The sequence below is a fragment of the Synechococcus sp. RC10A2 genome (assembly GCF_047502605.1).
Genome location: NZ_JANSHP010000116.1, coordinates 1 through 26,087 on the forward strand (window position 1 = coordinate 1; position 26,087 = coordinate 26,087).

The following is a 26,087-nucleotide window of genomic DNA, read 5'->3' on the forward strand; positions in this document are numbered from 1 at the left end:
GTCAATTTCTTGACGCAACTCTTGTGGGACTATCAGCTTGCAACGTACAGAGATAATCTGGCTCATGGGCTTATTGTAGCTCATCCAGGCTTTGACTAGCAGGCGGGCTTTCCTCCCGGCACCAAGCCTGCGGCTATGGTGCGGGCCTCCAGCCCGAAAATAGGTGAACGAACGGTTCGAGCGGATATTAGTTTCTTGAAGGATCGCTTTCAAGCCCCCATCAAAGTCAGCCGTGAAAAAGGGTATCACTACACTGATCGGGAATGGCGCTTGCCGACGATACCCCTCACTAAGGGGGAGCTGTTTGCCCTGACTTTGGGAGCGAGAATGCTGGAAGCCTACGCCGGATCGGCCTATGCCCCGCAGTTGCGCTCGGCAATTGGGCGGTTGGCGCAACGGCTTCCAGAGCAGGAGTGGCTGGATCTCCAGCAGCTAGCCGATGAGCGGCTCATCTTTCGGGCAGGGGCAGAAACCCATCTGGATTGGGAGATTTGGCAGCGGTTGGAGGATGCCTGTCGGGAGAAAAGACGAGTGTGGATGCGCTATCGCACCGCCAGCCGAGGCGATCAAGTGTCGGAACGGGAGTTGGATCCCTATCTCTTGCACATCTACCGCGGCACCAATCCCTACGTGATTGGCTGGTGCCACAAAAGACAAGAAGTGCGCTGGTTCCGGGTAGATCGGATCCTGGCTCTCAAAACCCTGCCGGAAACTTTTGAGATCGACCCGACTTTCGATCCCAAAGCCCATCTGGCGATGATTTTTCAGCATGAGGCGGGCGGGATCCCTCGCCAGGTAAGAATTTGGTTTGACGCCCAAACGGCACCCTTCATTCGGGAGCGGCGCTGGCATCCGACCCAGGTCATTGAAGAAAACCCAGACGGATCCCTGATTCTGCGCATAACCGTGCGGGGGATGAATGATGTAAAGCGCTGGGTGCTGGGCTACGGCAGAGGAGCCAGAGTGCTGGAGCCTCCGGATTTGGTGGACATGATGCGGCAAGAGATCTGCGAGATGAGCCGGCAGTACGTTGACGAGGAGCCCTAGCGATGAGCAAGTCCCGATTTTGGGCCAAGACCGGACAGGGACAGTTGCGAGAAGATGGCCGACCTCTGTACCATCCCGTCCTCTGCCACCTAGCCGATACGGCAGCTGTGGCCATGGAGATCGTGCAAACCTACCTTAGCCCCCTTGCTCGTCAGCAGCTCTCAGTAGGATTGGGGCTGGAAGGGGATCCCTTAGCTCGCTTTTGCGGGTTCATGGCAGGGTGTCACGACCTAGGCAAAGTCAGTCCTGCCTTTCAATTTCAAGTGAGCGAGGTGGGAAAAGCGCTGGTGGGATCCCGTCTCTACGACCTGTGGCGCAGCTATCCCAACACTGGCCAAGCAGCCCCTCATGGAACGGTTACCGCCGCAACCTTGCCCGGCTTTCTGGAAGAGCTGGGGCTGCCCAAGAAACTGGCCCAAAAATTGTCAGCTATTGTCGGCGGTCATCATGGCTTTTTCCCGGGACTTCAGGATATTCAAAGTCTCTCCCCCGACGATGTCGGTCGAGGGGAGTGGATCCCATTTCGTCGAGAGATCTTCCAGCAACTACAAGATTTTGTTGGGCTGAAGAGGGAGGGGATCCCTGCCCGCTGCAGCAATTCCGCCGCCATGATCTTGGCCGGCCTGGCAACCGTTGCCGACTGGATTGCCTCGAATACGGAGAGTTTTCCCTACGCCAACGACGAGCCCTTCGAGACCTACGCTCAAGGAATAGCCGAAAAGGCCCAACAAGCCCTGAAAGCCCAGGGTTGGATTGCGCCCCCCACAGACAGCCCTCTTACTTTTCAGGCTCTCTTTGACTTCATCAGCGAGCCGCGACCGCTGCAATTGGCAGCCATTAACCTGAAGGACAGGCTGGCTCCACCCTGCTTGGTCATTGTCGAGGCCGCCATGGGAGAGGGCAAAACCGAAGCTGCGCTCTACCTGGCCGACCACCTGCAGCATCAAGCCGGAGCCGGTGGCTTTTACATCGGCCTGCCTACCCAGGCAACCAGCAACGCCATGTTCGAGCGCGTCAAGTCATTTTTGCAAAAGCGCTATCCCGATGCCATCGTAAACCTAACCCTCAGCCATGGGGCAGCAGCTCTCAAAGAAGATTACCTGGACACCGTCTGTCGCCTGGATCAGGTTTATGACCAGGAGGGCAAAGGCGTTTTTGCCAGCGAGTGGCACACTGCCCGCAAGCGGACGCTGCTCAGCCCTTACGGGGTGGGCACCCTTGATCAGGCTCTGATGGGAGCAGTACGGGCCCGCCACCAGTTTGTCCGCCTGTTTGGTCTGGCAGGCCGCATCATCATCCTGGACGAGATCCACGCCTACGACCTCTACACCAGCACTCTCCTGGAGCGATTTTTGGAGTGGGCAGCCGTTTTGGGATCCCCCGTGATCGCCCTCTCGGCCACCTTGCCCGCCGGTACCCGCCAACGATTGCTGGCTGCCTATGCCAGAGGCTGTGGACAGCCCCCGCCCGACTCACCTAATGCCCCTTACCCTCGCATCACAGCCCTAGCTTCTGGAGCGGCCCTAGCTCAGTCTTTTGCTCCTTCCGAGCATGTGCGCCGTCAATTGGGGATCCGCTGGGTCAGGGATGACCAGTGGCCCGCAGAACTCTCGCAAGTGCTTTCCAAAGGGGGCGGGTGCGTTGCTGTTATCTGCTCAACGGTAGATCGCGCCCAGTGGGTGTTTCAGCATCTCCAGAAGTATTTTCCGCCGGAAGAATTGGGCCTGTTTCACGGGCGCTTTTTATTCAAAGATCGAGAGCAGATTGAGAAGCAATGCCTGGAGAGATTCGGCAAAAATGGACATCTCCGTCCCTCTCGTTTTGTTTTGGTGGCAACCCAGGTCATTGAGCAAAGCTTGGATGTGGATTTTGACTTAATGATCAGCGATCCCGCTCCCATTGATCTTCTCCTACAGCGCTCTGGGCGGCTCCACCGCCATCCGCGGGACAAGCGACCACCTGAGCTATCTGCTCCCTACTTGTGGATAGTGGAACCAGAGCTAGCCGAGGAGGGCAAGGCTAATTTTCGGGAGAGCAGCTCTATCTACGATCGGCACATTCTCCTACGCAGTTGGCTGGCTCTAAGAGAGCGTTGCAACGTGCAATTGCCTGAAGAAATCGACGACCTAATCGAATCGGTATATGACTTGGAGATGCCTATCCCCGAAGCATTGGAAACCGTTCATGCTCAAGATTGGCGAGAGTCTTTGGAAAAGTACAAAGTTGAAGAAGAGGATGCTAAAAGATCTCGAGCTAATGAAGTAAAGATCCCACCGCCAAATGCTGATGTGAGGCCCGAACAGTTTACCTACCTAAAAAAAGAGGATGACGAAAGCACTATCGCTGCCGTTACCAGACTTGGGCAGCCTTCGGTGGCGACAATTTTCTTGCAACAAGGGAAGACCGGTTTAGTCTTTCCCGGCTCTCACGATCCAGTGGATCTAGAAACTGAGCCCAGCCTGCCGATGATTCGTAGGCTACTGGCCCACAGTGTTCGCATTGCTTCCCGCCAGGAGCTTGTAAAGGAGCTGCTGAGGCGGGAAAACCCCAAAACTTGGACATCTGCTTTGCTGCGTAACTGTCGCTACGTTGTCTTGAACGCCGAAGGCTGGGCTCAAGTTGGCAAATGGCGACTGCGGTTGGATCCTAACCTAGGGATCACCATCGAGAAGATGAACAGCTAACGTTAGGGAGGAGCTCATGGAAACTCAGTCCTTTAATCTCACCAAAGAAAAGTGGATCCCTGTACTCGATCCCGATTTTCGAATCCAAGAGTTGTCTTTAGTTGAGTTATTTAGAGAGTGGGAAAGCCTGAAAGAGATGCGAGGAGATAATCCGCCTACTACTTTAGCTCTCTACCGTTTTCTACTGGCAATAATGCACCGAGCCTATCTTGGACCAAAAGATACGGATCACTGGAAGGAAATCTTTCAAGACAATGGAAAGGTTGTCCCCACACCCGTGGGGGTGAACCGCCCGTCTTTTGCCGTGCTGTCAGTGGGGGAAAGCCGTTGTCCCCACACCCGTGGGGGTGAACCGCTCCTCCAGGGCCTCTAGCGCTCTGTAAACACTGGTTGTCCCCACACCCGTGGGGGTGAACCGACTCGCCGTCCTCGATATCGAATTCTCTCGCAAGTTGTCCCCACACCCGTGGGGGTGAACCAATCTATGAGCCCCCTAGTAGTTCTCCTGCTGTACGTTGTCCCCACATCTGTGGGAGTAGCCGGCTAGACAATTAAGACAATCTCACATCTACCGGGATCCCTTGCCTAGGTGGGCGACACTGGGGCTAGGTCGCAGAAGCGCGATATCTAAGGAGGGGAGTATGAGCAGGAGCTTGCTGGAGCAGTTGCGAGAGATGACGGTGGTGGTGGCCGACACGGGGGATATCAACGCCATCGAGACCTTTAAGCCGCAGGATGCCACCACCAATCCCTCTTTGATTACAGCAGCCGCCCAAATGCCCCAGTACCAGGGCATTGTCGATGAGACCTTGCTCAAGGCCCGCCAAGACCTGGGATCCAAAGCCGACACCAAAGCCGTGGTGGCCCACGCCATCGACCAACTGGCGGTGGCCTTTGGCGTGCGCATTTTGTCCATCATCCCCGGTCGGGTTTCGACGGAGGTGGACGCCCGGCTCTCCTACGACACAGCAGCCACCGTGGCCAAGGCCCGCCATCTCATCGAGCTCTACAAGGCGGCAGGGGCGGATCCCAAGCGGGTGCTCATTAAGATTGCGGCTACTTGGGAAGGGATCCGCGCCGCCGAGATCCTGGAAAAAGAAGGGATCCACTGCAACCTGACTTTGATGTTTGGCCTGCACCAGGCCATTGCCTGCGCCGAAGCGGGGGTAACCCTCATCTCGCCCTTTGTGGGCCGCATCCTGGATTGGTACAAAAAACACACAGGCCGGGAGAGCTACCCGCCCGCCGAAGATCCAGGCGTGCAGTCGGTAACCCAGATCTACAACTATCTGCGCAAATACGATTACCCAACGGAAGTGATGGGGGCCAGCTTCCGCAACATTGGCGAGATCATCGAGCTGGCCGGCTGCGATCTCCTAACCATCTCGCCGGCTTTGTTGGCGGAGCTGCAAAACACCGAGGGCCACCTGGAGCGCAAGCTGGATCCGGAAAAAGCTAAGAAAATGGATATTCCCCGCCTGGTGATGGATCGGGCCACCTTCGACCAGATGCACCGGGAAAACCGCATGGCCTCGGAAAAACTAGAAGAAGGGATCCAGGGCTTCTCCAAGGCGCTGGAGGTGCTGGAAAAACTGCTCACCGAGCGGCTGCAGAAGCTGGAGGGCGCCAAGGAAACGATTACCCACGCCGCCCAGGATGTCTTCCGCATCTACGACCTGGATGGGGATGGCTTCATCACCCGCGAGGAGTGGATGGGAGCAGATCGCGTCTTCGATGCCCTCGACACTAACCAAGATGGCAAAATTACTCCCGAAGAAATGCTGGTCGGACTGGGGGCAGCCGTTTATCTGAGAAATTAGCCAGGCAAGCAAGCCCTATGGGCGAGAGCTTTCGCCGCTTTGGAGACGCAGTAGCCGCCCTGGAGGCCCAGGCCCGCCGCTGGATTGCCCAGTATCTGCAGGGGATCCCTTACGATCCGCCGCCGGGGCCGGCGGCCAGACAAGTGCTGCACTGGATCGAGACCGACTTGCTCCCTCGGCTGCAGCAAACCCCCCAGGAGCTGAGGCATCTCCTGCACGGGCTCAACGGCGGCTATGTGCCCAGCGGCCCTTCCGGTGCCCCCACCCGGGGCCGGGTGGAGGTGTTGCCCACCGGGCGCAACTTCTACTCGGTGGATATCCGCGCCATCCCTACCCCCACCGCCTGGCAGGTTGGCTCGCTGGCTGCCGAGCGGCTGGTGGAGCGCTACGTGCAAGAGCAGGGGGAATATCCCCGCCACCTGGGCCTATCCGTTTGGGGCACCTCTACCCTGCGCACCGGCGGCGACGACTGGGCCGAGGCGCTGGCGCTCTTGGGAGTCAGGCCCCGCTGGGAGGGGGGACGGGTGGTGGATATTGAGATTTTGCCCGTGGCGGTTTTGGGCCGGCCCCGCGTGGATGTAACCCTGCGCATTTCTGGGTTCTTTCGCGATGCTTTTCCCAACCTGATTGCCCTCTTCGACCGCGCCGTGCAGGCCGTGGCCGCCCTGGAGGAGCCGGAAAGCGACAACCCCCTGCGGGCCCAGGTGCTGGCCGATACCCAGTACTGGCAGGAGCAAGGGATCCCGCCTTCAGAAGCGGCAAAGCAAGCGCGGCTGCGCATCTTTGGCTCCAAGCCGGGGGCCTACGGAGCCGGCCTGCAGGGGCTGATCGAGGCGCAAAACTGGGAAACGGAAGCGGATCTGGCCCGCGCCTACCTCAACTGGAGCAGCTACGCCTACCGGGCCGAGGGCGAAGGAGAGCCGGCCCCCGCAGCCCTGCGGCGGCAACTGGCCCGCCTGCAAATTGTCCTGCACAACCAAGACAACCGCGAGCACGATCTCCTTGACTCGGACGACTACTACCAGTTTCAGGGAGGCATGGTGGCAGCGGTGCGGGCGCTCCAGGGCCGCAACCCCCAGATCTACTTCGGGGATCACGCCCGTCCCCACAACCCCAAGATCCGCACCCTGGCCGAAGAAATCGACCGCGTCTACCGCGCCCGCGTCGTCAACCCCAAGTGGATTGCCGGCGTGATGCGCCACGGCTACAAAGGCGCCTTCGAGATGGCCGCCACCCTGGACTACCTCTTCGCCTACGACGTCACCACCCACGCCGTGCCGGACTTTATGTACGCTGGCCTGGCCCGCGCCTACTTGCTGGATCCCCGGGTGCAGCAGTTTTTGCGCAACCACAACCCTTGGGCGCTGCGGGACATGAGCGAGCGGCTGCTGGAAGCCCACCAGCGGGGCTACTGGCAAGAGCAGGCGCCGGAGCTGGTGCCCCACCTAGAAGCCCTGATGCTGGAGACGGAAGCCCGCCTGGAGGCTACCCAGGGATCCCTGGCGGGGGAAGGTTAAGTTCGGCTAAGATGCTCTCAGCAAACCAGACGCGGAGGGATCCCGATCCATGAGCAAAGCCAAGCTGTTGCGAGAGATTCTGGGGCCCCTGCTGGAAGATTACCGCTACTGGTTTGAGCGCTCTCGTCGCTTTTTGCAAGAAGAAACTTTAGAATTCATCAGCCCAGAGGCGCAGCAGGCCCTCCTGGAGCGGGTTTTGGCTGCCCAAGCGGAGCTCCAGGCAGCGGAAGCCCTCTATCAGTTGTCGGATAATGAAGTTGGCGTTGACCCGGCCCTGATGGCAAAATGGCATCGCCTGCTGATGGAGTGCGCCGAGCTGGGCCGTCGCTTTCGCCAAATTCACCCCTCCTCCGACTCATCTGACCCGTGATGCTGCAGATCCTCTACCTCATCGCTTTTGTGGCCATTGCCTTTGTAGCCCTGCGCAACCTGGTGGCCAACGTGGTTACTCTGAGCAAAGAAGAGCGCAAGGCCTCGCCACGTCGAGGCCGCCGGCAGGTGCCCCACCCAGAGCTGTTGGATGAAGAAGGCAACCTGACGGAAGAGCCCTTGCTGGTCATTCGCTCGGCCAGCTTGGAAGAGGCCCGCAGCCGCCTGGAGGATCTCTACTCTGGCTCTCCCGACGAGGACTAAAAAAGGGAGTTCAAGAGCGGCGCAGGAGCTCCCCCTTTCTCGGTGTCGGCCCGAGTCAGGTGTGGGGGTGAGCAGCCTTTCCTGGATGAAGTTGCAGTAAAACATTTGGCGCCGAGAACTATCCCCAACTCCCCTCTCCCTCAGGGAGAGGGGCCAGGGGTGAGGGCAGCGGCGCGGGGCGCTTGGGTAGGCAGCAAGGTATCTTAATCTTGTCTGAGACAACTGCAGTCAATCTGGTTCTTCACCCAGTGGCCTCTGGAGCTGGCCTGCAGCGTTTGCGCAAACGTCACCAATGGGATCCGATTCCAGTTCCGATTTCGAGGTGGCAGCCGTCCTGGAGGCGGTGCTGAGCAAGCTGAAGGTTTTGGCGGAGACGGGACAGACCTTTGGCCAGCCGATTACCATTGGCGACACAACGATTGTCCCCTACGTGTCGCTCTACTTTGGCGTTGGGGGAGGAGGGGGCCATTTTGGCAAAACGGCCAGCGGCTTTCGCAGCAACGGACGGGATCCGGCCAGCCTGTTTGGCGGAGCGGGGGGCGGGGTGCGCATCGAGCCGGTGGGCTTTTTGGTGATCCGGGGGGAGCGGGTGGAGCTGCTAACCACGGCCCAAAAGCCCAGCCAGTGGAGCCAGCTTGGCGAGACTATAGTTCCCCTGCTGCAGCAGTGGTTGCAAAGCCGGGCCGACAACTCCTCATCCTCAAATGACCAGCCAAATGACTAGCCGCGAATGAAGAGGCGGGATCCCTGGGGGGAGGGCTGCACGTCGATGCGGTGGGGAAAGGCCTCTTGCAGGCTGGGGATGTGGGTGATCACCAGGATGCAGGCAAAGTCGGAGGCAATGGCGTTGATGGCCGCCAGCAACTGGGCCCGCCCGGTGGCGTCCTGGGATCCAAACCCCTCGTCGATGATCAACGTTTGCAGGTCGGATCCCGAGCGCTGGGTAAGCAGGCGGGAAAGAGCCAGGCGGATGGCGAAGTTGATGCGGAAAGCCTCTCCCCCAGAGTAGGTCTCGTAGGGACGGGTGCCGCGGGGATCGGCGATGAGGATGTCGAGGGTCTCGATCAGCTTCTCCGAGCGCCGCCCCGAGCGCTGGGTTACAAAGCGCAGATGGAGGCGGTGTTGGGTGAGGCGGCCCAGGATCTGGTTGGCCTGGGCCTCTAGCTCTGGCAGGACATTTTCGATGATCAGGGCGGGAATGCCGTTGCGGCCGTAGGCGTTGGCCAGCTCCTGGTACACCTGCTGCTGGCGGCGGGCCTGCTGCAGTTGTCGCTCCAGCTCCGTCCGCTCCGCCTGCTGTTCAAGAGCCTGCTGCAGCCGCTGTCGGGCCGCCCCGATTTGAGAAAGCACCAGATCCAGCTCTTGCCGGTTCTCCTGCAGAGCTTGGCGGATCCCTTCTAGATGAGCCGGGGAAACATCGGGGTGCTCGGCCAGTTGTCGCTGCAGCGCTTCCAGCTCTTGGGCAGCCTGGGCAAAGTGTTGCCGGCTTTCCTGCAGGCGTTGGGACAGGGCCTGGCTGCGGGCTGTGGCTTCCGGCAGCTCCTGGCGGGCCATCTGGAGGGCTTGCAGGCGGGCCGGCCACAGTTGCGCCTGGGCCAGTTCTGCTTTTACCTGCTGGTGCAGGGATCCGTCGTAGCCGACCTGGTGCAGCGCCTGCTCGATCTGGGCCAGGCGTTCTGCCAGCGGCGAGTCAGGGGATCCCGCCTGTTGCAGGGCCTCCAGTTGCGCTTGCAGGGAGGCGATTTGCTCGCCTAGGCGGGCGCGGCGCTCCTGGGCTTTGCGCAGCTCGTGGGAGCGGCCCAGGGCCCAGCGCCAGCGCTCCACCTCTCCCCGTTGCAAGGCATGTTCCCGCTCGTCATAGCCCAGCTGCTGCAGGGCCTGTTGGATCTGGGCAAGCTGCTGCCGCGCCTCTTGGGCATAAGCTTCTTGGCTGAGGATCTGCTCCAGTTCTGCGGCTTCTGCCCGCCGCGCCTCCAGTTGCCGCTGCCGCTCCTGCTCAGCCTCCCACTGCTGTTGCAGGCGCCCCTGAAGGTGCAGGCGCTCGTCCCAGGTGGCCAACTCTTGGCCAAGACGCTGGGCTTCTTCCTGCAGCAGCCCGATCTCCCGGTCGGCCACCGCCAATTGCTCGCGGATTACAAACAGCTCGCCAGCAATTTCCTCTTGCCGCTGGCGGTGTTTCTTCAGCACCACTGCCCTCAAGGACGGGCTGAGCGGACGGGCACAGAGAGGGCAAACCCAAATTGGGGCGGTCGGCACTTTGGTGGGCGGTGCTGGCATGGACTCGGCAGGCTGCTCTGAGAAGAGGGGGTCTGCGGTTACTTCGGATCCCGGTTCTGCAGCTCCCTCGGCAATGGCCTTCGCCCCCGTCAAAGCATGGGTGGGACGGCACCGGCCAGAGTCTGGATCCGAAGGGCCCAAGTGATCCGGGCGATCCAGATCTTCTAGCTCTGCAGGATCCAAGCGCTCGGCGTGGAGGGACTCCGCTCCGCTATCGCCAACAGGAAACTCTTCCCAAGGAGCCTCTAGCAGGCGGCAGCGTTCCTCCTCCTGTTGCCACTGGTGCTGGAGAACCCGCTGCCGCTCCTGCAGCTTCTGCACAAAGAGGCGGCGCTCCTGGATTTTTTCCAACACCTGCTGCTGGTAGAGGCGCTGCCGCTCCAGCTCGGCCAGGGCTGCAGCGCTGGCGGCAATTTTCTGGGCCAGGTGCTGCTGCTGTTGGGCCAGGGTTTCCTGGCTTTGCAGGTGCTCCTGGAGGAACTGGAGGCGGGCTTGCAGACGTTCTCCCTCGCGGCGGATCTCCTCCTCCCAGTGCCGTTGTTGCTCCAGGAGGGCAGCGGCTTGGGCCTGGGCCTCGTTTAAGCTTTGCAGGCGCTCCTGGGCTTGCCGGTAGTGGTGGAGGGCGTTTTCGATGCGCTCTCGTTCGGCCAGCACCTGGGCATCGGCCTGGGCTTGGGCCTGGCAGGCGGCCAATTCCTGTTGCAGCCGCTGCATTCTGCGCAGTTGCTGCTGTTGTTGCTCGGCCTGTTGGGCCTGCAGCTTTTGGCGTTCTTGGAGCAGGTATTGCTGTTGCTCGAAGAGGTGGTGAAGATGGCGATCCTGGGCCATCAGGGTTTGATAGCGTTCGTAGCCCGCCAGGATCTCCTCGCTTTGGGCAATCAGCTCTTGCAACTGGAGCAGGTGCTGTCGTTGAGCTCGCCATTGCTGTTCGGTGTGGTGCAGGTTGACGCTGAGCTTGTTCAGGTGCTGGGCAAGCTGCTGGTGGCGCTCCTCCAGGGTGTGGCGATGTTCATAGGCGCGTTCTAGGGCCTGTAATTCCTGCTGCTGTTGGGCCAGGAGCTGTTGCAGATGGATTTGCCGCTGTTGAAGCTGCTCCAGTTCGGCTTGCATCTGCTCGATAGAGACCTGGTGTTGATCCAGCTTGTGCAGGCGCTCTTGGAGCAGGTCGGCTTTGAGCTTGGCGCTGCGGGCCTGTTCGCGGCAACGCTCCGCCAGCAGATCGTACTGCCCCAGCTTGAGCATGTCGGCCAAGATCTGCTTGCGCTCGCCGGGACGCTTCAGGGTAAAGGCATCGGCCTGCCCCTGCCGCAGGTAGGCCGAGTGAACAAAGGTATCGTAGTCGAGGCCGAGCTGATTTTGGATGGCCTGTTGGGTGGCACGCAGGCCGCGGCGGGTGAGGCTGCGCCAACGGGCTTGGCCGTCGCTTTCTCCAGTTTGAATTTGCCACTCCAGGGATCCTTCCCCCGCGAGGTGGCGACTGCGCAGGACGCGGTAGGTTTGCCCCCGCGAGCGGTAGACCACCTCCACCCAGGTTTCGCTGGCCCCCTTGCGGATGAGATCGCTGTCGTTGCTGGCCCGGCTCTGTCCCCAGAGGCCCCAGGTAAGGGCGTCGAGCAAAGCCGATTTGCCCGCCCCGTTGGGGCCGCAAATGCAAGCGGTGTGGATCCCGCGCAGATCCAAAACCGCCTGAGAGTAGCAGAGAAAATTGTGTAAGGTCAGGCGAACTGGGATCACAAGGGCGGCTCTGGTCGCTGCAAAGCAATGGCGATGAGCCATTTGCTCCAGTTTATGAAGTTATTGGCTAGATCCCAAGTTTTGCCACAGCCAGAAAACGGTTGTCCCACCGCCCTGAGCCCACCAGGGAAACTGGCACTGCTGCTGAGGCGGAGCAACCCGAAGGAGCAAGTGCGGTTGCGGAACCAGTAACTAAGAGTTCCTAGGCTTACTGCTGGGCCGGAGCAAGCTATAGCTAGGGGGAGTACGTCCATCTGCCCTCCTCGCCAGCCGGGATCCCGGGAGACAGCCATCCAGAACCTAGTTGGCCCACTGCGGAGCGAGGGGGATGTTAGAACGGGGAAGGCGGAACACCAGATGGCGGAGTGATGGAGCTATGAAGGAAGACTGGGCAAAACGGTTGCGCAACAGTTTAGTTGCCGTGGTGGCCGTGCTCCTGGCGGCAGGCTTGTTTTTAGCCAATCAAGCTCGTCAGGCTGGCACCAGCTTGGCTGACTTGGCTGCAGAGGCAGTGTCCTGGGAGGAAGCGCAGGCCAACGGCAAGCCTTCTCTGGTGGAGTTTTACGCCGATTGGTGCACCACCTGCCGAGCGATGGCACCTCTCCTGGCCAGCCTGAAGAAAGAATTTGCCGATCAGGTGAACTTCGTCATGCTGAACGTGGACAACCCCAAGTGGCTGCCGGAGTTGAGCCGCTACCGGGTGAACGGGATCCCTCACTTTCTCTTTTTGGATGGTCAAGGGGAAGTGCTGGGATTTGCCATCGGAGAGCAGCCTGCCGCCATTTTGCGGGGCAATGTGTTGGCTCTGGCAACTGGGCAGCCCCTGCAGTTGACCAATGCCGGACAGGTGTCTGAGTTGGATCGGGGCAGGCCTGTCCTCCCGCATCAGGCGGATCCGCGCAGCCATGGATAGAGACCTAGGAGCTCCCAGTTGTCGGGCTTGAGGCTCCCAACTGTCCCTCTAAGCCGCCCACTGGTCTTGCCAGTTAACCGCTCCCTGAGTTGCGCCCGCCCCCCTCTCCCACGCCGCTGAGGACGGATGTTCTCCACCGGGAAAACCAGCGCCTACCTCTTCCAGGTGGGGGAGTCCCCGCGGTTGAGGATCGCCAAGCAGCGACTGTCTCGGCAGCGTCGAGGTAAGGCCAAACTTCTTCGGTTAGGCTTGGGCAGCCTGCAGCCGCAGGTGCTGAACTAGAGCCTGTAGGCCCAATAGGTAGCTGTGGGCTCCAAATCCACTGATTTGGCCGATGGCTACAGCAGCAATGTAGGAGTGTTGCCGGAAAGGTTCGCGGCGATAGATATTGCTCAGGTGAACTTCCACCGTGGGCAGCCCTACGGCAGCAATGGCATCCCGCAGAGCGATGCTGGTGTGGGTGTAGGCGCCAGGGTTGATGAGGATGCCGGAGTGCTGCTGGCGAGCCCGGTGAATGGCATCGACCAACACCCCCTCATGGTTAGACTGCAGGATCTCCAGCTTTGCCCCAAGAACTTCTGCCTGCTGGTGGAGCGCCCGATCGATCTGTTCTAAGGACACCGAGCCGTAGATGCCTACTTCTCGCACCCCCAGCAAGTTGAGGTTGGGGCCGTGCAGAACCAGAAGGCTTAGGAGCTCGCCAGCGGAAGCAATGGCAGTCGGATTAACGACGACGATGGGATCCATTTTCTACGGGAATGGGAGCAGGTTGGGGCTGAGGACTTCCCAGAAGAGTATCAATCACACGTTCCACCCATTCGCGGATCTTTTCGAGAACTTTTTCTACCCAATCCATCCGACCTGCCTCGTAGGAGTTACAGAGCCATCAACGGAGCTTGACCAATGGATCTCCATGATAGCGCTTTTTCCCGACAAGCGTGGAAATGCCATCGGACTAGTAAAGGGCGCTCAGGAGCACGATATCCACGACCAGGAGGGCACCTGCAAAGGCCAGCAGGCTGCGCACAATTTGACGCTCTTGTTTGGAGCGATGGGATCCGCCAAGGCGGAGCCAGCGGAGAGAGTTGGGGAGGCGGTACAGCATAGCAACAGTCGATGGGATCCTAACTTAGGAGCGCCAATGCCCCAAGGTGATCATGCCCCATTCTGTGAGCTTCGGATCCCGGCGGACTTCCCCACGCTGGGGGGGAATACCAGCGTGGCTATGGGGACCAATTCCTTTTAGAGTGGGGGTTAGGCCATTTTTGTTGTCGATGACCACTCCTCTAACTCAAGCCGAAACCGTTTTTCAGCGTTGCTGGGATCACTGGCAAGCTCTGGCCAGCCGTCAGGATCTGCAGCCGGAGTTCAAAGCTTTATCCACTCTGCGCAAGCGTCTTGTCACTCGGGTGTTTTCCATTGCGGTGTTTGGTCTGGTCAACCGCGGCAAGTCGGCTGTCTTGAACGCCCTGACCGGCGAGGCCCGCTTGGAGGTAGGGCCCCTCAACGGGGTGACGCAACAGCCGCAATCGCTGCTGTGGCAGCCGGGGCCGGGGATCCCTTGGCAGGTACGGTTCATCGATACGCCCGGCTTGAACGAGATCAACGGAGAAGCCCGCGAACAGTTGGCCTGGGAGGTGGCCCGCGCCGCCGACTTGATCCTGTTTGTCATCGCCGCAGACCTGACCCAGTTGGAGTACCAGGCTCTGTTGGAGCTGCGCACCCTGCACAAGCCCATCCTGCTGGTGTTGAACAAGTGCGATCTCTATTCGGAAGCCGAGTTGCAGGCCATTCGCGCCCAGATCAGCCGCCACTTGGGCTGGGTGTTGCCGCAGGAGATCTTGACGGTGGCCGCCCGTCCCAAGCCCACTAAGGTGCGCACCCACTGGCCAGATGGCCGCATCACCTTGGAATGGGAGCGGCCCGCACCCCAGATCGAGGCCCTGCGAGGGCGCATTGTGGAAATTTTGCAGGCAGAGGCGGGATCCCTCTTGGCCCTCAATGTGCTGAAGCGGCTGGAGCACCTCCAGGCCCAGCTCTGGCAAAAGCAGTGGCAGCACCACGCCCGCTTTGTCGAGCAATGGGGCACGGCCTGCGCCCTCGGCAAGGGGATCGCGGTGGGCTTGGCGCCACTGGGGCTAGATCTGCTGTTGGCGCCGCTACTGGATGGGCTGTGGCTGTTGGGCCTGGGAATGCGGCTGCGCCTGCCCTGGGGATCCTTACGGGAGGCGCTGGGATCCGCCCAGGAGGGGCTGTGGCGACTGCTGCTGCTCAATGGGGCGCTGCTGCTTTTGGCCGAGGGGGTGAGCTCTTGGCTGTGGGGAGGCTGGAGCAACAGCCTCTTGCCGGGTCTGGTGGCGGGGGCGAGTTTGTACCGCTTGGGATCCCTGGCGCCACGGGTGTTGCTCCGGTTTGCCCCAGAGGGGTTCGGCCTAGGGGCCCTCTTGCGGGATCTCATCAGCAGCCAAGAGCTGGCTGAAAAGGCCTAGGGTTCCTCTTCCCGGCCATCCTGAGCCATTTCGGCGGCGTGGTAGGAGCTGCGCACCAGGGGCCCAGAGCGCACCTGGCGAAACCCCATCTGGAGGGCAATCTGGCCCAGCTCGACAAACTCCTCCGGCGTCCAGTAGCGCTGCACCGGGCGATGGGCCAGGGAAGGCTGCAGATACTGCCCCAGGGTGAGCCGGTCACAGCCTACCGCCAGCAGATCTCGAAAGGTTTCCAGCACTTCTGCGCGGGTCTCGCCGTGCCCCAGCATCAGGCCGGACTTGGTGGGCAGGCCGGGATCCAGCTCCTTCACCGTTCGCAAAACCCGCAACGACAGGTCGTAGCCAGAGCTGCGCCGCACCGCCTGCGACAGCCGGCGCACCGTTTCGATGTTGTGGTTGTAGCAGGTCGGTCGGGCCGCCACCACACGGGCAATGCAGTCGCGCTCCCCGCGAAAATCGGGGGTGAGCACCTCGATCTGGATCCCAGGGCAGCGCCGCCGAATCGCTTCCATCACCTCCACGAAGCGGCCGGATCCCTGGTCGGGCAGGTCGTCGCGAGCTACCGAGGTGAGCACCACATAGCGGAGCCCCAGCAGCTCAACGGCCTCAGCCACCTTTTCCGGCTCCTGCGGATCCAACGGCGCGGGCCGCCCGCTAGCCACCTGACAAAAGGAACAGGCGCGGGTACAGATCCCGCCCATCAGCAGGAAGGTGGCAGTCTTTTGGCTGTAGCATTCGGCCCGATTGGGACAGCGCCCCTCTTCGCAGATGGTGTGCAGGCCCCGCTGCTTGATCACCTGCTGCACTGCCGAGATATCGCTGGCCTTGCCGATAGAGCGCTTGACCCAACTGGGAAGAGAGCTAACAGGCATGGGAGGACGAGAAAGAAGAGATAGCGTCCATTGTGGCATGGACGCCTTCCAGATCGATCGCCCTTGGCCGGAAAAGGGCTAGGCCACCTGAGGAGAGGTTAGCATCTGGTTGACGATGCGCTGCACAATTTGAAAGCCAGTCGCCGCCTGCCAGCCCAGGATCCCCAAAATCACCAAATTCAGCAGGAGGTGGACATTGCGAGCCCAGGCCTTTTGGCCATCCTTCATCAGGGGCGCCAAAGCCGCAGAGCTAGCCACCAAGGCCACAATGCCCAATCCCGCCAGCAAGTGGGGGCCAACAAACAGCTTGCCGTTGTTGAGGTAGGTCACCCCCATGCCGCCCAGGGCCCCGAACACCATCAACAGCAAGAACAGGGATCCCGCAAGAAAGTGCCGCTGGCCAAACTTACCCTTGACGAGTTCTTTGCGCTCTTGTGCAGAAGCAGTGCGCAGCCGTCGCACCTGCAGGCCCAGGTAAAGAGCGTAGAGAGCTAGGGCAAAGGCGAAAATCATCAGCACAGGGTGAAAGAAGGGCAAAGCCAGCTTCAGCCATTGGGGAAGTTGAACGCTGTTCATAGGGATTGCGCAACGAAGAGGAGGCTGCCCCTAAATTAACACAAATTTAAAAAACTTCTGTCGCGGCACGGGCGCGTGTGGACTCCGGGAGTGGGAGCCCTATCTGCATCAGATGCTGGTAGAAATGGATTTGCCATTGGCAGCGGGCCAGATGATGGGCTTTGCGACTTGGGTAACGCTGCGGATCCCAATTCCAGTAGCAGTCTTCCAACCAGTCTTGCAAGAAGCCATCCCCAATTTCAGGGTAAGCAGTTGGAGCCTTGATCAGGAGGGGCTTTGTGGCGCTTTTCGGTAACCGTGGATCCCTTTTAGCTTTTTTCCGGTAGCTCGATTGCTGTTGCCTTTTCGGCCTTGCTGCCTGCCCTCTGGGCTTGGGTCGAGGGTGGAAACCGTCCTTGCGCACAAGGCGTTCTTCCTCCCTCCGTAAGCCTGGCCGAGGAGGGATCCCTTGGCGCGCCCCGATACCGTGATGTCTCCCCTTCGTCCGCTGCCACCCCCCGCCTCAAGATCCAAGCCACAGGGCATAATGGGCTAGCAACTTCTTTTGAACAGGGATCCGCAGCAGCATGGGACGGGCAAAGAAAGTGGTATTGGCCTATTCGGGGGGCGTCGATACTTCCGTCTGCATCCCCTATCTCAAGCACGAGTGGGGGGTGGAATCGGTGGTCACCCTGGCGGTGGACTTGGGTCAGGGGGCGGAGCTGGAGGCCATTCAAGCCAAGGCCCTGAGGGCCGGGGCCGAGCAATCCCTGGTGCGGGAGGCCGTCCAGACCCTGATTGCCGACTACGCCTTCCCCGCTATCCAGGCCAATGCCCTCTACGAGCAGCGCTACCCTCTCTCCACTGCCCTGGCCCGGCCCCTGATCGCCCAGCTGTTGGTGGAGGTGGCCGAAGAGGTGGGCGCCGACGCCGTGGCCCACGGCTGCACCGGCAAGGGCAATGACCAAGTCCGCTTCGACCTGGCCATCGCCGCCTTGAACCCCAAGCTCAAGGTGCTGGCCCCGGCGCGCGAGTGGGGCATGACCCGCGAGGAGACCATCGCCTACGGCGAGCGCTACGGCATCCCTATGCCAGTACAAAAATCCAGCCCCTACAGCATCGACCTCAACATCCTGGGCCGCAGCGTCGAAGCCGGGATCCTGGAGGACGCCGACCAAGAGCCGCCGGAGGAAGTCTACGCCCTCACCCGCTCTATTGCTCAAACCCCCGACGAGCCCGCCTACGTGGAGATCGCCTTTGAAGAGGGGATCCCGGTGGAGCTGGACGGGCAGCGCCTCGGCCCCAGAGCCCTCTTCGAGCGGCTCAACGCCTTGGCCGGCAGCCACGGTGTCGGTCGCATCGACATGATCGAGGATCGGCTGGTGGGGATCAAGTCGCGCGAGATCTACGAGTGCCCGGCCCTAACGGTGTTGATCCAGGCCCACCGCGAGCTGGAGAGCCTCACCCTCACTCGCGAGGTCCTCCACTACAAGTACGGCATCGAGACCACCTACAGCCAGTTGGTCTACAACGGCCTCTGGTACTCGCCGCTGCGGGAGGCCCTGGACGCCTTCATCCGCACCACCCAAAAAAGCGTTACCGGCGTGGTGCGGATGCGCCTGCACAAGGGCCAGGCGGTCTGCGTGGGCCGCCGCTCCCCTTACTCCCTCTACAACGCGGAGCTGGCCACCTACGGGGAAGGGGATCAATTCGACCACCGGGCTGCCGAAGGCTTCATCTACATCTGGGGCCTGCCTACCCGCACTTGGGCGCAGGTGCACCGCGGCAGTGGTGCTTGAACTCTACCGCCAGGCAATTTGTCCATCCGGGGTGCTGGTCAACCGGCTAGCCTGCTGGGGGGGAGGTGTCAAGCCGCTTGCCTGCTGGCACGACGGCGCAGGTGGGCCAGGTTTGCCACCGCGGAGGTGAGGGGCTCTCTCTAGGTTCCTGCCGTCCAGGTGTTGCCGTACTCGATCTGCTCCGGGGTAAGGCTGTCGATGGAGATCCCCATGGCTTTGAGCTTGAGGCGGGCGATGGCCTCGTCGATCTCTGCCGGAATGGGGTGCAGCCCTGGCGCCAGGCGGCCACGGTTTTTCACCAGGTACTCGCAGGCCAGGGCCTGGTTGGCAAAGCTCATGTCCATGACGCTGGCGGGATGGCCTTCGGCGGCAGCCAGGTTGATCAGCCGGCCCTCTCCCAGGACGAACACCGATTTGCCCGACTGGAGACGGTATTCTTCCACAAAGGGGCGCACCGTCTGCCGGGAAACCGTCCGCTCTTGCAGCGCCACCAGGTCGATCTCGATGTCGAAGTGGCCGGCGTTACAGACCATCGCCCCATCTTTCATACGGTCGAAGTGCTCGCCGCGGATGACGTGCTTGTTGCCGGTGACGGTGATGAACAGATCCCCCAGGGAAGCGGCCTCGGCCATGGGCATAACCCGAAAGCCGTCCATCACCGCCTCCAGGGCCCGCACCGGGTTGACCTCGGTCACGATTACCTGGGATCCCATGCCGCGGGCCCGCATCGCCACCCCCTTGGCGCACCAGCCGTAGCCGGCCACCACCACCGTTTTTCCGGCCAGAAGAATGTTGGTACAGCGCAGGATGCCGTCCAGGGTGGATTGGCCGGTGCCGTAGCGGTTGTCGAACAGGTGCTTGGTCTCGGCATCGTTGACGGTCATCACCGGGAAGCTGAGCACCCCCGCCTTAGACATGGCCCGCAGGCGCACCAGGCCGGTGGTGGTCTCTTCCGTGGTGCCGATGATCTCCGGGAGCTGCTCCTGGCGATGCTGCACCAGCTCCGCCGTCACATCGCCGCCGTCGTCGATGATCAAGTTGGGACGGTGATCCAAGGCAATTTGCACATGGCGGCGGTAGGTTTCCACATCTTCCCCCTTGATGGCAAAGACCGAGATGCCGTAGTCGGCCACCAGGCTGGCGGCCACATCGTCTTGGGTGGAGAGGGGGTTGCTGGCGATGAGGACGCTCTCCGCTCCCCCTGCCTGCAGCGCCAAGGCCAGATTGGCCGTCTCGGTGGTGACATGGCAGCAGGCCACCAGGCGCAGGCCGGCCAGGGGCTTTTCTTGGGCAAAGCGCTCCCGGATCTGGGCCAGCACCGGCATCTCCCGCGCCGCCCACTGGATCCGTTGCCTGCCCAGAGAGGCGAGGCCCAGGTCTTTAACTTCGTGCTTGGGGAGAGACAGGGTGGCGCTGGTCATCGAGAAGGCTCCAAAGAGAGTTGTCGAAAAAGGATAGAGGTTCAGCCGAGCTACACGGCCAGAGAGAGGGAGTTTCAGGCCGTTACAATGTCGGCAAGAGGGACAAACAGATGTCAACAGACCTGAACTATTCTGCCACAAGGGATCCCTTTTCGGCGCTGGGGCTGGACGTGGGCAACCGCCGCATCGGCGTGGCCGGCTCCGACGGGCTGGGGCTGCTGGCCACGGGGCTGGGGGTGATCCGGCGCCGTTCCCTGCCGGAAGATATCGCCCAAGTGCAGGCGTGGATCCGCCGCCGCCAAGCCACCGTGGTGGTGGTCGGGATCCCGCTTTTGGCGGATGGATCGGTGGGATCCCAGGCCCGCAAGGTGCAGCGGTTTGTGCGGGCGCTGCAGGCGGCCGTGGATTTGCCGGTGGTTACGGTCAACGAGTACCTGAGCACCGTACAGGCGGAGTGGGATCTGCGCCAGGCCGGGATCCCGGCTAAGGCCCAGAAAGCGCTTATCGACCAGCAGTCGGCGGCAGTGATTCTCCAAACTTGGCTGGACGAGCGGCGCTATTCCCAGAGCTCAAAAGCGCCCTGCAGATAGTCTGCCAAGGCGTAGCTCACCCCTTCCTTGCCCGGTCGCTGTTCCACCAGCGCGACATCAAAGCGACAAGCTAGTTCAGCAAGATCAGGGTGCTGGCTCAAGAAAGCTTGGGCGGCCCGGATTAGGCGCTGCTGCTTTTGGATCCCAACCGCCAAAAGCCCCTTTTGATCCCAGCCCTGGCCACTGCGGGTTTTCACTTCCACAAAAATCAACTCCCCTGCCCTAGAGGCCACCAGATCCAGCTCTCCCCAACGACAGCGCCACTGTTGCGCCAGGATCTGCCAGCCTTGCTCCTCCAGGTACTGCCGCACACAAGCTTCGCCAGCCTCGCCCATGTTTTGGAGAGAAGTTCGCTTGGGCAAGGGATCCCCAGCCTACCTAGATACAAACTCCTCGAAGGAACTATTCAGAATCGCTCCCCCCTTGGCCCTAGTGGGCAGAGCCGTTGCCGTGATATTTATCGGTGTCGTAAAAGCCGTTGCGGGTGCCGAAGTAAAAACTTGCCAAAGAGAGGGCAAAAGCAACCCCCACCAAGACTAGCTTTGCATCCACGTGGCCTTCTCCTGATTTCCTCCTGAACCGTAACCATGATAGCCTGTCTCTCCTGCATAGCCCTCTTGTGGGAAGCAGCATCAACATCGGCAAGGCAGGGATCCCAAAGGCCTACGGGCGCGAACGGAGAGCTTTCCTGGATGAGCTGAGCATGCTACCATTCAGGCTAGAAAGGGAGTAGTCAGGCGGCTTACCGCCCTCTGCATCGACATACTGGCTAAAAGCAGCCCGGTGCCAGAGACAAGGCAAGCCCATCGTCTTGCCTTGGTGACGAGACTTTCACTGAGTTCACGCGGAGGTGAGCTTGGTGAGTCCGTCTGACTTTCCCAGCCTTCGCCTCCAGGTGTGAACCGATTCTGCACACAAGAGAGGTTGGAGGCTAAACGATGTGGGCCGGTTTTGCGTCCAGTTTGTTGTTGGTCACAGTAGCTGAGTTTGGGGATAAGACCTTTTTTACCCCCCTGATTCTGGCTATGCGGCACCCACGCCGCTGGGTCTTCTTGGGAACGTGGCTGGCTTTGGCCGCGATGACCTTGCTGGCTGTGGTGGCCGGGAAAGTGCTTTTTGAGCTGCTGCCACCCCTGGGCGTGCGAGTGCTATCGGCTGGAGTTTTCGCGGCTTTTGGGCTAAGAATGCTCTGGCAAGCTTACCAAATGACTCCCCAGCAGGAGAAGGAAGAAGAGGAAGAAGCCCTCAGGCTGGTGGAGCAAGCCGAAGCAAAAGGCGCTGGCCGCGGCGGGGCTTGGGCTGTTGTGTGGGAGGCCTTTAGCCTGACCGCCTTGGCCGAGTTCGGGGACAAAACCCAGATTGCCACCGTTTCCTTGGCAGCCACCCACCCGGGATTGAGTGTCTGGGCAGGGGCCACCCTCGGCCATGGGCTGATGGTGGGGTTGGCGGTGGTGGGCGGTCGCTTCTTAGCAGCCCACATCTCTGAACGGGCCGTGCATTGGGTGGGGGGCGGCTTGTTTCTGCTGTTTGCGTTGGTAACCAGTTGGGAAAACAACTGTAGTTATTTCAAAGAGCAATGAAACAGCTCGTTGCATCAGTGGAGCCGAGCACTGGAGGAGCGTCTTAATCGGGTTTGAAACAACCATACCCGTAGGAGCTGCTCCCGCTTGGACTGCAAAATCTCCTCTCGCTTCATGGCGCGAAGGTCCGCTCTTTGTTGAGCTGGGCACATTCTGCCTTTTGGCTGCAGAACTCCCATGAAGTCGGAAAAAAAGTTCGGATTATCCAAATTCCTGTTCGATAATTCGCCATCTGGCAGTAATCACTCCTGGCTCCAGGCTGAGGCGGCTGACGACAAGTTCTAGAGCCTGGTCGTCGCGGGTTTGGGTGACCAGCTCCGCTTCAACTTTGACCAGGTCGGGTTTGTCTTCTAGGTCTTCGCTGTAGAGGGCTCGCAATTTGAGATGGGTGGGCGCTATGCCCTGCAGCAGCAGGGCGCGCAGGTGGGCTTCCGCATGGCTTTTGCAGATAAATGAACACTCATAGACCAGTTCCAGCTCCGTGCCTTTGAGGGGCTGTTGGTTGATGCGGTAGCCCAGGGGGCGCAGCAGAATGTTGGCGATCAACACGGCTCCTGCCCCAATGGTGGCTTGGGGAATGTACCCTGATCCGGCAAAAGCCCCTACGGCTGCTGCACACCAGATGGTGGCAGCGGTGTTCAAGCCGCGCACGCTGGCCCCCTCTTTGAGGATCACGCCCCCGGCCAAAAAGCCGATCCCCGACACCACCTGGGCGGCAATGCGAGTTGGACTGCTTTCATCAGGGGTGAGCACTGAGAGCATGACAAACAAGGCTGCGCCAGTGGCCACCAAGGTGTTGGTGCGCAGGCCGGCCATGCGCTGCCGCCACTGGCGCTCCAGCCCGATAAGGGATCCCAAGATAAAGGCAACCGTTAGGCGGAAGGTGAAGTCAATCCAGGTCATAGGGCATGCTCCAGTTGCCGTGGAGGAGTGAGGGCTAGCCGGCCACATCTGGGATCCCCAGGGCTTTGGCCTCCTGTTCCAGAGCCTGCCAGAGGGTTTCCAGTTGAGCAAAGGCCACTTCTGGGGCCAGCTTACCACCCGTTTCTAAAGCGCAGGTTATGCTGACTCGATGGGCGTAGCGCTGCAGCAGCAACCGGAACTGAGCTGTGGTGGAAGGAGCTTTCAAAGTCATGGCACACCTCCTGAACGAATAATCGGATTCAATCTGAATCCAGCTCCCCCAGGCCGGGGGTAGCCTGGGAGCCAAAGTTGGACTGCAAGGCGAAGAGAGCAGCCTCAGAACTCGACTTCAACGCCGACCAGCCAAGCTACCAAGGTGAAATACACCCAGAGGCCGGTGAAGTCTTTAATGGTGGTGATAAAAGGATCCGCTCCCGGAGCGTGGTCAAAGCCCAGCTTTAACATCACCCAGGGCAAAATGGCGCCCAAGATAGCCCCCAAAGTGAGGACAATGGCCAGAGCCAAGCCCACCGCTAGACCCAATTGTGGGATCCCATTCGGTGCCCCCTGCCAGAAGTAGGCAATCACCCCAGCCGTGGCCCCCAGGATCGCACCGATAATGCCACCAATGCTGGCTTCCCGCAGCAAATAGGGGAGAAACTGCCGCACGTTGATGTGGCCCCAAGCCAAGCCACGGGCAAAGATGGTCGTAGATTGGGTACCGACATTGCCGCCCATATCCATGACCAAGGGGATGAAAATAGCCGCTGCCGTTACTGCTTGCAACACTTCCTCAAAGGTTTGGATCACTCCCCCCACCAACATGCCGCCGATCAGGGTGATGATCAAGAAAGTGATGCGCAAACGGACGGCATACCAACGGGAGCCTTTAACCAGGCGCTCGCTCCAAACCTTGTCTCGGCTGAGCAAGTTGCCCACCCCTGCTTGGGCCAAAGCCGCATCGGTGGCCTCCTCTTCCACCAAGTTGATGACATCTTCAAAGGTGATATCTCCCACCAAGCGTCCTTCACTGTCGACCACCGGAATGGCCGGCAAGCCGGAATCTTTGAGCAAACGAGCTGCCTGGAGATCCCGGTCGGTAACCCGCGCCACAGTATCAACCCCTTCAATCAGCTCCCGAATCGGTAGGTCGGGATCCGCCTTCACCAGCCGCACGGTGCGCACCAGACCTTTGTAGAACCGCTGGTCATCGACCACAAAGATCACATCCAGCTCGTCATCCCCCAGTTGGGAGTCGCGCACACTGGCCAAAGCTGCCCCGACGGTGAGGGTATCGCGCACCGCCAAGTAGCGCAGGTTCATCAGCCGACCGGCACTGCGCTCCGGGTAGTTCAGCAGGATATTCACAGCTTCGCGGGCTTCTGGGCTGAGGTTGGCGATCAGCCGCTTGGTAACTTTGGCCGGCAGCTCCTCAAACAGGCGCACCCGCTCGTCTGGGGGTAATGCTTCCACCAGCCGGATCACCTCTGGGTTTTCCATGCTGCGGATGAGATCGGCCTGTTCTTCAGGCCGCAAATACTCAAATACCGCCATGGCCTTGTCTTTTTCCAGCAACCGAAAAGCCAGTACCCGCTGCCGCGGAGAAATCTCCATCAACTGCTGCACCAGCTCGGCAATAGGGGCGCGGTTGGCCGCTCGCTTGGCGGCTTCCAAGGAAGCAGGGGTTAGGAGATCGCGAAGAATGTTGTGCCGCATGATAAACCTCCGAACGTTGGGGTCAGCCGGGATGAAGAGAACCAGGAGGTCAACAGCCAACCGGTGCTCCAAGGCTCACAGGGAAGCCCTGAAACCCTTGGATGGCCGCGCAGCAAGCCGTAGGTCTAGCGCCAGGCCTCCAAGCCCAGCTTGGATCGCAAGCGCCCAAGCCGATAAAAGGGACTCCAAGGGATCCCCAGGCCTGCGGAAACCCCAAAACCCACAACGGGAAAGTCAAGGGGAATCCCCTCGGAATTACTCCTGATCTCCCCTTTTCTGAACAGGGCTGTACAAACCCATTGCTCAGGTAAGGCTCTGCTCAGCTCATCTGTTCGTCGCCGACTGAGAGAGCCACCCAAGTCAAAAGCTAGCCGGGAAAACTCTCCCACCCCTTCGCGTTGGCGAAACGGGATCCTCTCAAGCGACGACAGAAGCTGTCAGCGGGGAAAAGGAAGACACCAGTAAGAGCCCAGTCTTCAAGAACGTGCTCCTCGAAGACCATCCACTGGTGGCTGGCGCTACAACTACCGGAAGCGTCCATGCTGTTGAACGTTTTCCTCCAAAAAGGTTAAGCGAAACAACCCGGACAGCCAGAAGAGGATCTCTTCAGCCCTTTTTAGGCTAGTTGCAGGAAGGGGATCCCGTCAACCTTTTTCTGGCATATTCGGTGAACGATCAGCGGAGCAGATGGGGAGTTAAGATCGGGGTAAGCGAACAAGAGAGCACAACCTCTTCCGGGTTCTGCTCGCAGCCTGACTGAGTAGAGTCCCCATCCTGGCAGCTTGTGACCTTGGGAAAACGCTGCCCTATGCTGCCTGTGTTTTTAAGAGGCTCACCCCAATGAGCTGCGCGGAGTGGATCAGCTCTTTCCAGCCTCTACAGGTGCCGCTGCCCATGAGCCTATGGCCACCCTTCCCCTGGTTTCTGTGATCTTGGGTACGCGGCCCGCAGCCATCGAGCTGGCTCCGGTGATCCAGGCCCTGCGGGCCAGTCCCCACCTGCACACAAAAGGATAGCTTGGTAGCCCCGCACTTGAGTGCAGGGCGGAAAAGCCCGCTAGCCACTTTAGTCGCTTACCCATGATGGGGGTCGTTGATATAGTTTCATAGCTCAAACAACCTCTTCCTGACTTCTCCCACCAAGACCTCTTTCCTTACTCTTTGGCCAAAAAATAAGATAAACAACCGCTAGCCCCACACCATGGTTGTAGTGATTGTACCGTTGACTTTCCTCTCGCACTATCGCTTGCCCATGTCAGACTGCGGTTGTCATGCCGCTTGCCAACAATGATGGAGTACGGCTGTCAGCAGGTTCGAGTCAGGAACAGGGAGCTAGTCCCCCTATTAGAGTACTTGTGTCAACAGTCTAATAAGGTGTACAACTGTGCTTTGTACTATGCGAGACAAGTCTATTTCAAAACGAAGCGATGGGCAAGCTATGGTGAGCTTTGTGCTGAGATGGCCAGAACCCAAAACAAGCACTTTATCGCAATGTATGTTTCCGCCGCACAACAGACGTGTAAGTCTGTAGCTGAGGCACT

23 protein-coding genes and 2 pseudogenes are annotated in these 26,087 nt (G+C 60.3%); 13 read left to right on the forward strand and 12 right to left on the reverse strand.

Going from position 1 to position 26,087, the window contains the following annotated elements:
* Positions 1 to 195 precede the first annotated feature (195 nt).
* From NW848_RS15885 to NW848_RS15920, 8 genes and pseudogenes are all read left to right on the forward strand, one after another.
* Positions 196 to 1,047, forward strand: coding sequence for a helix-turn-helix transcriptional regulator (locus tag NW848_RS15885; protein ID WP_228375428.1), 852 nt, complete (start codon positions 196 to 198; stop codon positions 1,045 to 1,047).
* A 2-nt stretch (positions 1,048 to 1,049) separates the two neighbouring features.
* Positions 1,050 to 3,731: a CRISPR-associated helicase Cas3' gene (gene cas3 / locus NW848_RS15890; RefSeq protein WP_414402661.1), complete on the forward strand. Its 2,682-nt coding sequence runs from the start codon at positions 1,050 to 1,052 to the stop codon at positions 3,729 to 3,731.
* A gap of 16 nt (positions 3,732 to 3,747) precedes the next feature.
* A complete protein-coding gene (gene casA / locus NW848_RS15895) occupies positions 3,748 to 4,104 on the forward strand; it encodes a type I-E CRISPR-associated protein Cse1/CasA (protein WP_414508270.1) in 357 nt (118 codons plus the stop codon).
* A 268-nt stretch (positions 4,105 to 4,372) separates the two neighbouring features.
* Complete coding sequence (locus tag NW848_RS15900; RefSeq protein ID WP_011429619.1) at positions 4,373 to 5,551, forward strand: transaldolase; 1,179 nt, start codon at positions 4,373 to 4,375, stop codon at positions 5,549 to 5,551.
* A gap of 26 nt (positions 5,552 to 5,577) precedes the next feature.
* Positions 5,578 to 7,068, forward strand: a pseudogene (locus tag NW848_RS15905) (cobaltochelatase subunit CobN); the annotation flags it as partial.
* A 49-nt stretch (positions 7,069 to 7,117) separates the two neighbouring features.
* Complete coding sequence (locus NW848_RS15910; RefSeq protein ID WP_011429617.1) at positions 7,118 to 7,438, forward strand: DUF2605 domain-containing protein; 321 nt, start codon at positions 7,118 to 7,120, stop codon at positions 7,436 to 7,438.
* The gene (locus tag NW848_RS15915) at positions 7,438 to 7,701 is read left to right on the forward strand and encodes a DUF2973 domain-containing protein (protein WP_041438126.1); all 264 of its coding nucleotides are present in this window, start codon (positions 7,438 to 7,440) and stop codon (positions 7,699 to 7,701) included. The genes NW848_RS15910 and NW848_RS15915 overlap by 1 nt, the downstream gene beginning before the upstream one ends.
* A 292-nt stretch (positions 7,702 to 7,993) precedes the next feature.
* Positions 7,994 to 8,425: a GerW family sporulation protein gene (locus tag NW848_RS15920; RefSeq protein WP_011429615.1), complete on the forward strand. Its 432-nt coding sequence runs from the start codon at positions 7,994 to 7,996 to the stop codon at positions 8,423 to 8,425.
* Here the strand turns inward: NW848_RS15920 and NW848_RS15925 are convergent.
* On the reverse strand, positions 8,422 to 11,754 hold the full coding sequence (locus NW848_RS15925; RefSeq protein ID WP_414402662.1) for an AAA family ATPase: 3,333 nt from the start codon (positions 11,752 to 11,754) through the stop codon (positions 8,422 to 8,424). The two genes, NW848_RS15920 and NW848_RS15925, sit on opposite strands and share 4 nt — an antisense overlap.
* A gap of 334 nt (positions 11,755 to 12,088) precedes the next feature.
* On the opposite strand from NW848_RS15925, the gene NW848_RS15930 reads away from it, so the two are divergent.
* A complete protein-coding gene (locus NW848_RS15930; RefSeq protein ID WP_011429613.1) occupies positions 12,089 to 12,625 on the forward strand; it encodes a thioredoxin domain-containing protein in 537 nt (178 codons plus the stop codon).
* A 243-nt stretch (positions 12,626 to 12,868) separates the two neighbouring features.
* Here NW848_RS15930 and aroQ read toward each other — a convergent pair whose 3' ends face one another.
* Both aroQ and NW848_RS15940 read right to left on the reverse strand, forming a co-directional pair.
* Positions 12,869 to 13,372, reverse strand: a complete 504-nt coding sequence (gene aroQ, locus NW848_RS15935) for a type II 3-dehydroquinate dehydratase (protein WP_011429612.1) — start codon at positions 13,370 to 13,372, stop codon at positions 12,869 to 12,871.
* Positions 13,373 to 13,580: 208 nt separating this feature from the next.
* Complete coding sequence (locus tag NW848_RS15940; protein WP_011429610.1) at positions 13,581 to 13,730, reverse strand: hypothetical protein; 150 nt, start codon at positions 13,728 to 13,730, stop codon at positions 13,581 to 13,583.
* A gap of 169 nt (positions 13,731 to 13,899) precedes the next feature.
* Here NW848_RS15940 and NW848_RS15945 point away from each other — a divergent pair, with 169 nt between their 5' ends.
* Positions 13,900 to 15,114: an Era-like GTP-binding protein gene (locus NW848_RS15945; RefSeq protein WP_011429608.1), complete on the forward strand. Its 1,215-nt coding sequence runs from the start codon at positions 13,900 to 13,902 to the stop codon at positions 15,112 to 15,114.
* Here the strand turns inward: NW848_RS15945 and lipA are convergent.
* On the reverse strand, positions 15,111 to 15,983 hold the full coding sequence (lipA, locus tag NW848_RS15950; RefSeq protein WP_011429607.1) for a lipoyl synthase: 873 nt from the start codon (positions 15,981 to 15,983) through the stop codon (positions 15,111 to 15,113). The two genes, NW848_RS15945 and lipA, sit on opposite strands and share 4 nt — an antisense overlap.
* 78 nt (positions 15,984 to 16,061) lie before the next feature.
* On the reverse strand, positions 16,062 to 16,559 hold the full coding sequence (locus NW848_RS15955) for a DUF4079 domain-containing protein (RefSeq protein ID WP_414402663.1): 498 nt from the start codon (positions 16,557 to 16,559) through the stop codon (positions 16,062 to 16,064).
* A 566-nt stretch (positions 16,560 to 17,125) separates the two neighbouring features.
* On the opposite strand from NW848_RS15955, the gene NW848_RS15960 reads away from it, so the two are divergent.
* Positions 17,126 to 18,337, forward strand: coding sequence for an argininosuccinate synthase (locus tag NW848_RS15960; RefSeq protein WP_011429604.1), 1,212 nt, complete (start codon positions 17,126 to 17,128; stop codon positions 18,335 to 18,337).
* Between the two features lie 140 nt (positions 18,338 to 18,477).
* Here NW848_RS15960 and ahcY read toward each other — a convergent pair whose 3' ends face one another.
* Positions 18,478 to 19,758 (reverse strand): adenosylhomocysteinase, encoded by a 1,281-nt coding sequence (gene ahcY, locus NW848_RS15965; protein ID WP_011429603.1) that lies wholly within the window; start codon positions 19,756 to 19,758, stop codon positions 18,478 to 18,480.
* A 110-nt stretch (positions 19,759 to 19,868) separates the two neighbouring features.
* Between ahcY and ruvX the strand changes: the two genes are divergently transcribed.
* Positions 19,869 to 20,348, forward strand: coding sequence for a Holliday junction resolvase RuvX (gene ruvX / locus NW848_RS15970; protein ID WP_011429602.1), 480 nt, complete (start codon positions 19,869 to 19,871; stop codon positions 20,346 to 20,348).
* On the opposite strand, the gene NW848_RS15975 is transcribed toward ruvX, so the two are convergent.
* Both NW848_RS15975 and NW848_RS15980 read right to left on the reverse strand, forming a co-directional pair.
* The gene (locus NW848_RS15975; RefSeq protein WP_049749715.1) at positions 20,315 to 20,683 is read right to left on the reverse strand and encodes a YraN family protein; all 369 of its coding nucleotides are present in this window, start codon (positions 20,681 to 20,683) and stop codon (positions 20,315 to 20,317) included. The two genes, ruvX and NW848_RS15975, sit on opposite strands and share 34 nt — an antisense overlap.
* A gap of 94 nt (positions 20,684 to 20,777) precedes the next feature.
* On the reverse strand, positions 20,778 to 20,900 hold the full coding sequence (locus NW848_RS15980; RefSeq protein ID WP_041438124.1) for a hypothetical protein: 123 nt from the start codon (positions 20,898 to 20,900) through the stop codon (positions 20,778 to 20,780).
* A 386-nt stretch (positions 20,901 to 21,286) separates the two neighbouring features.
* On the opposite strand from NW848_RS15980, the gene NW848_RS15985 reads away from it, so the two are divergent.
* A complete protein-coding gene (locus NW848_RS15985) occupies positions 21,287 to 21,928 on the forward strand; it encodes a TMEM165/GDT1 family protein (RefSeq protein ID WP_414511360.1) in 642 nt (213 codons plus the stop codon).
* 201 nt (positions 21,929 to 22,129) lie between these two features.
* On the opposite strand, the gene NW848_RS15990 is transcribed toward NW848_RS15985, so the two are convergent.
* From NW848_RS15990 to NW848_RS16005, 4 genes and pseudogenes are all read right to left on the reverse strand, one after another.
* Positions 22,130 to 22,831 (reverse strand): MgtC/SapB family protein, encoded by a 702-nt coding sequence (locus NW848_RS15990; RefSeq protein ID WP_011429571.1) that lies wholly within the window; start codon positions 22,829 to 22,831, stop codon positions 22,130 to 22,132.
* Between the two features lie 34 nt (positions 22,832 to 22,865).
* Positions 22,866 to 23,063, reverse strand: a complete 198-nt coding sequence (locus NW848_RS15995) for a hypothetical protein (RefSeq protein ID WP_099812376.1) — start codon at positions 23,061 to 23,063, stop codon at positions 22,866 to 22,868.
* Between the two features lie 104 nt (positions 23,064 to 23,167).
* Positions 23,168 to 24,547 carry a magnesium transporter gene (mgtE, locus tag NW848_RS16000; protein ID WP_414508272.1) on the reverse strand — a complete coding sequence of 460 codons (1,380 nt, stop codon included), beginning with the start codon at positions 24,545 to 24,547 and terminating at the stop codon, positions 23,168 to 23,170.
* Between the two features lie 1,106 nt (positions 24,548 to 25,653).
* Positions 25,654 to 25,786 (reverse strand): annotated as a pseudogene (locus tag NW848_RS16005) (IS200/IS605 family transposase); the annotation flags it as partial.
* Between the last annotated feature and the right edge of the window lie 301 nt (positions 25,787 to 26,087).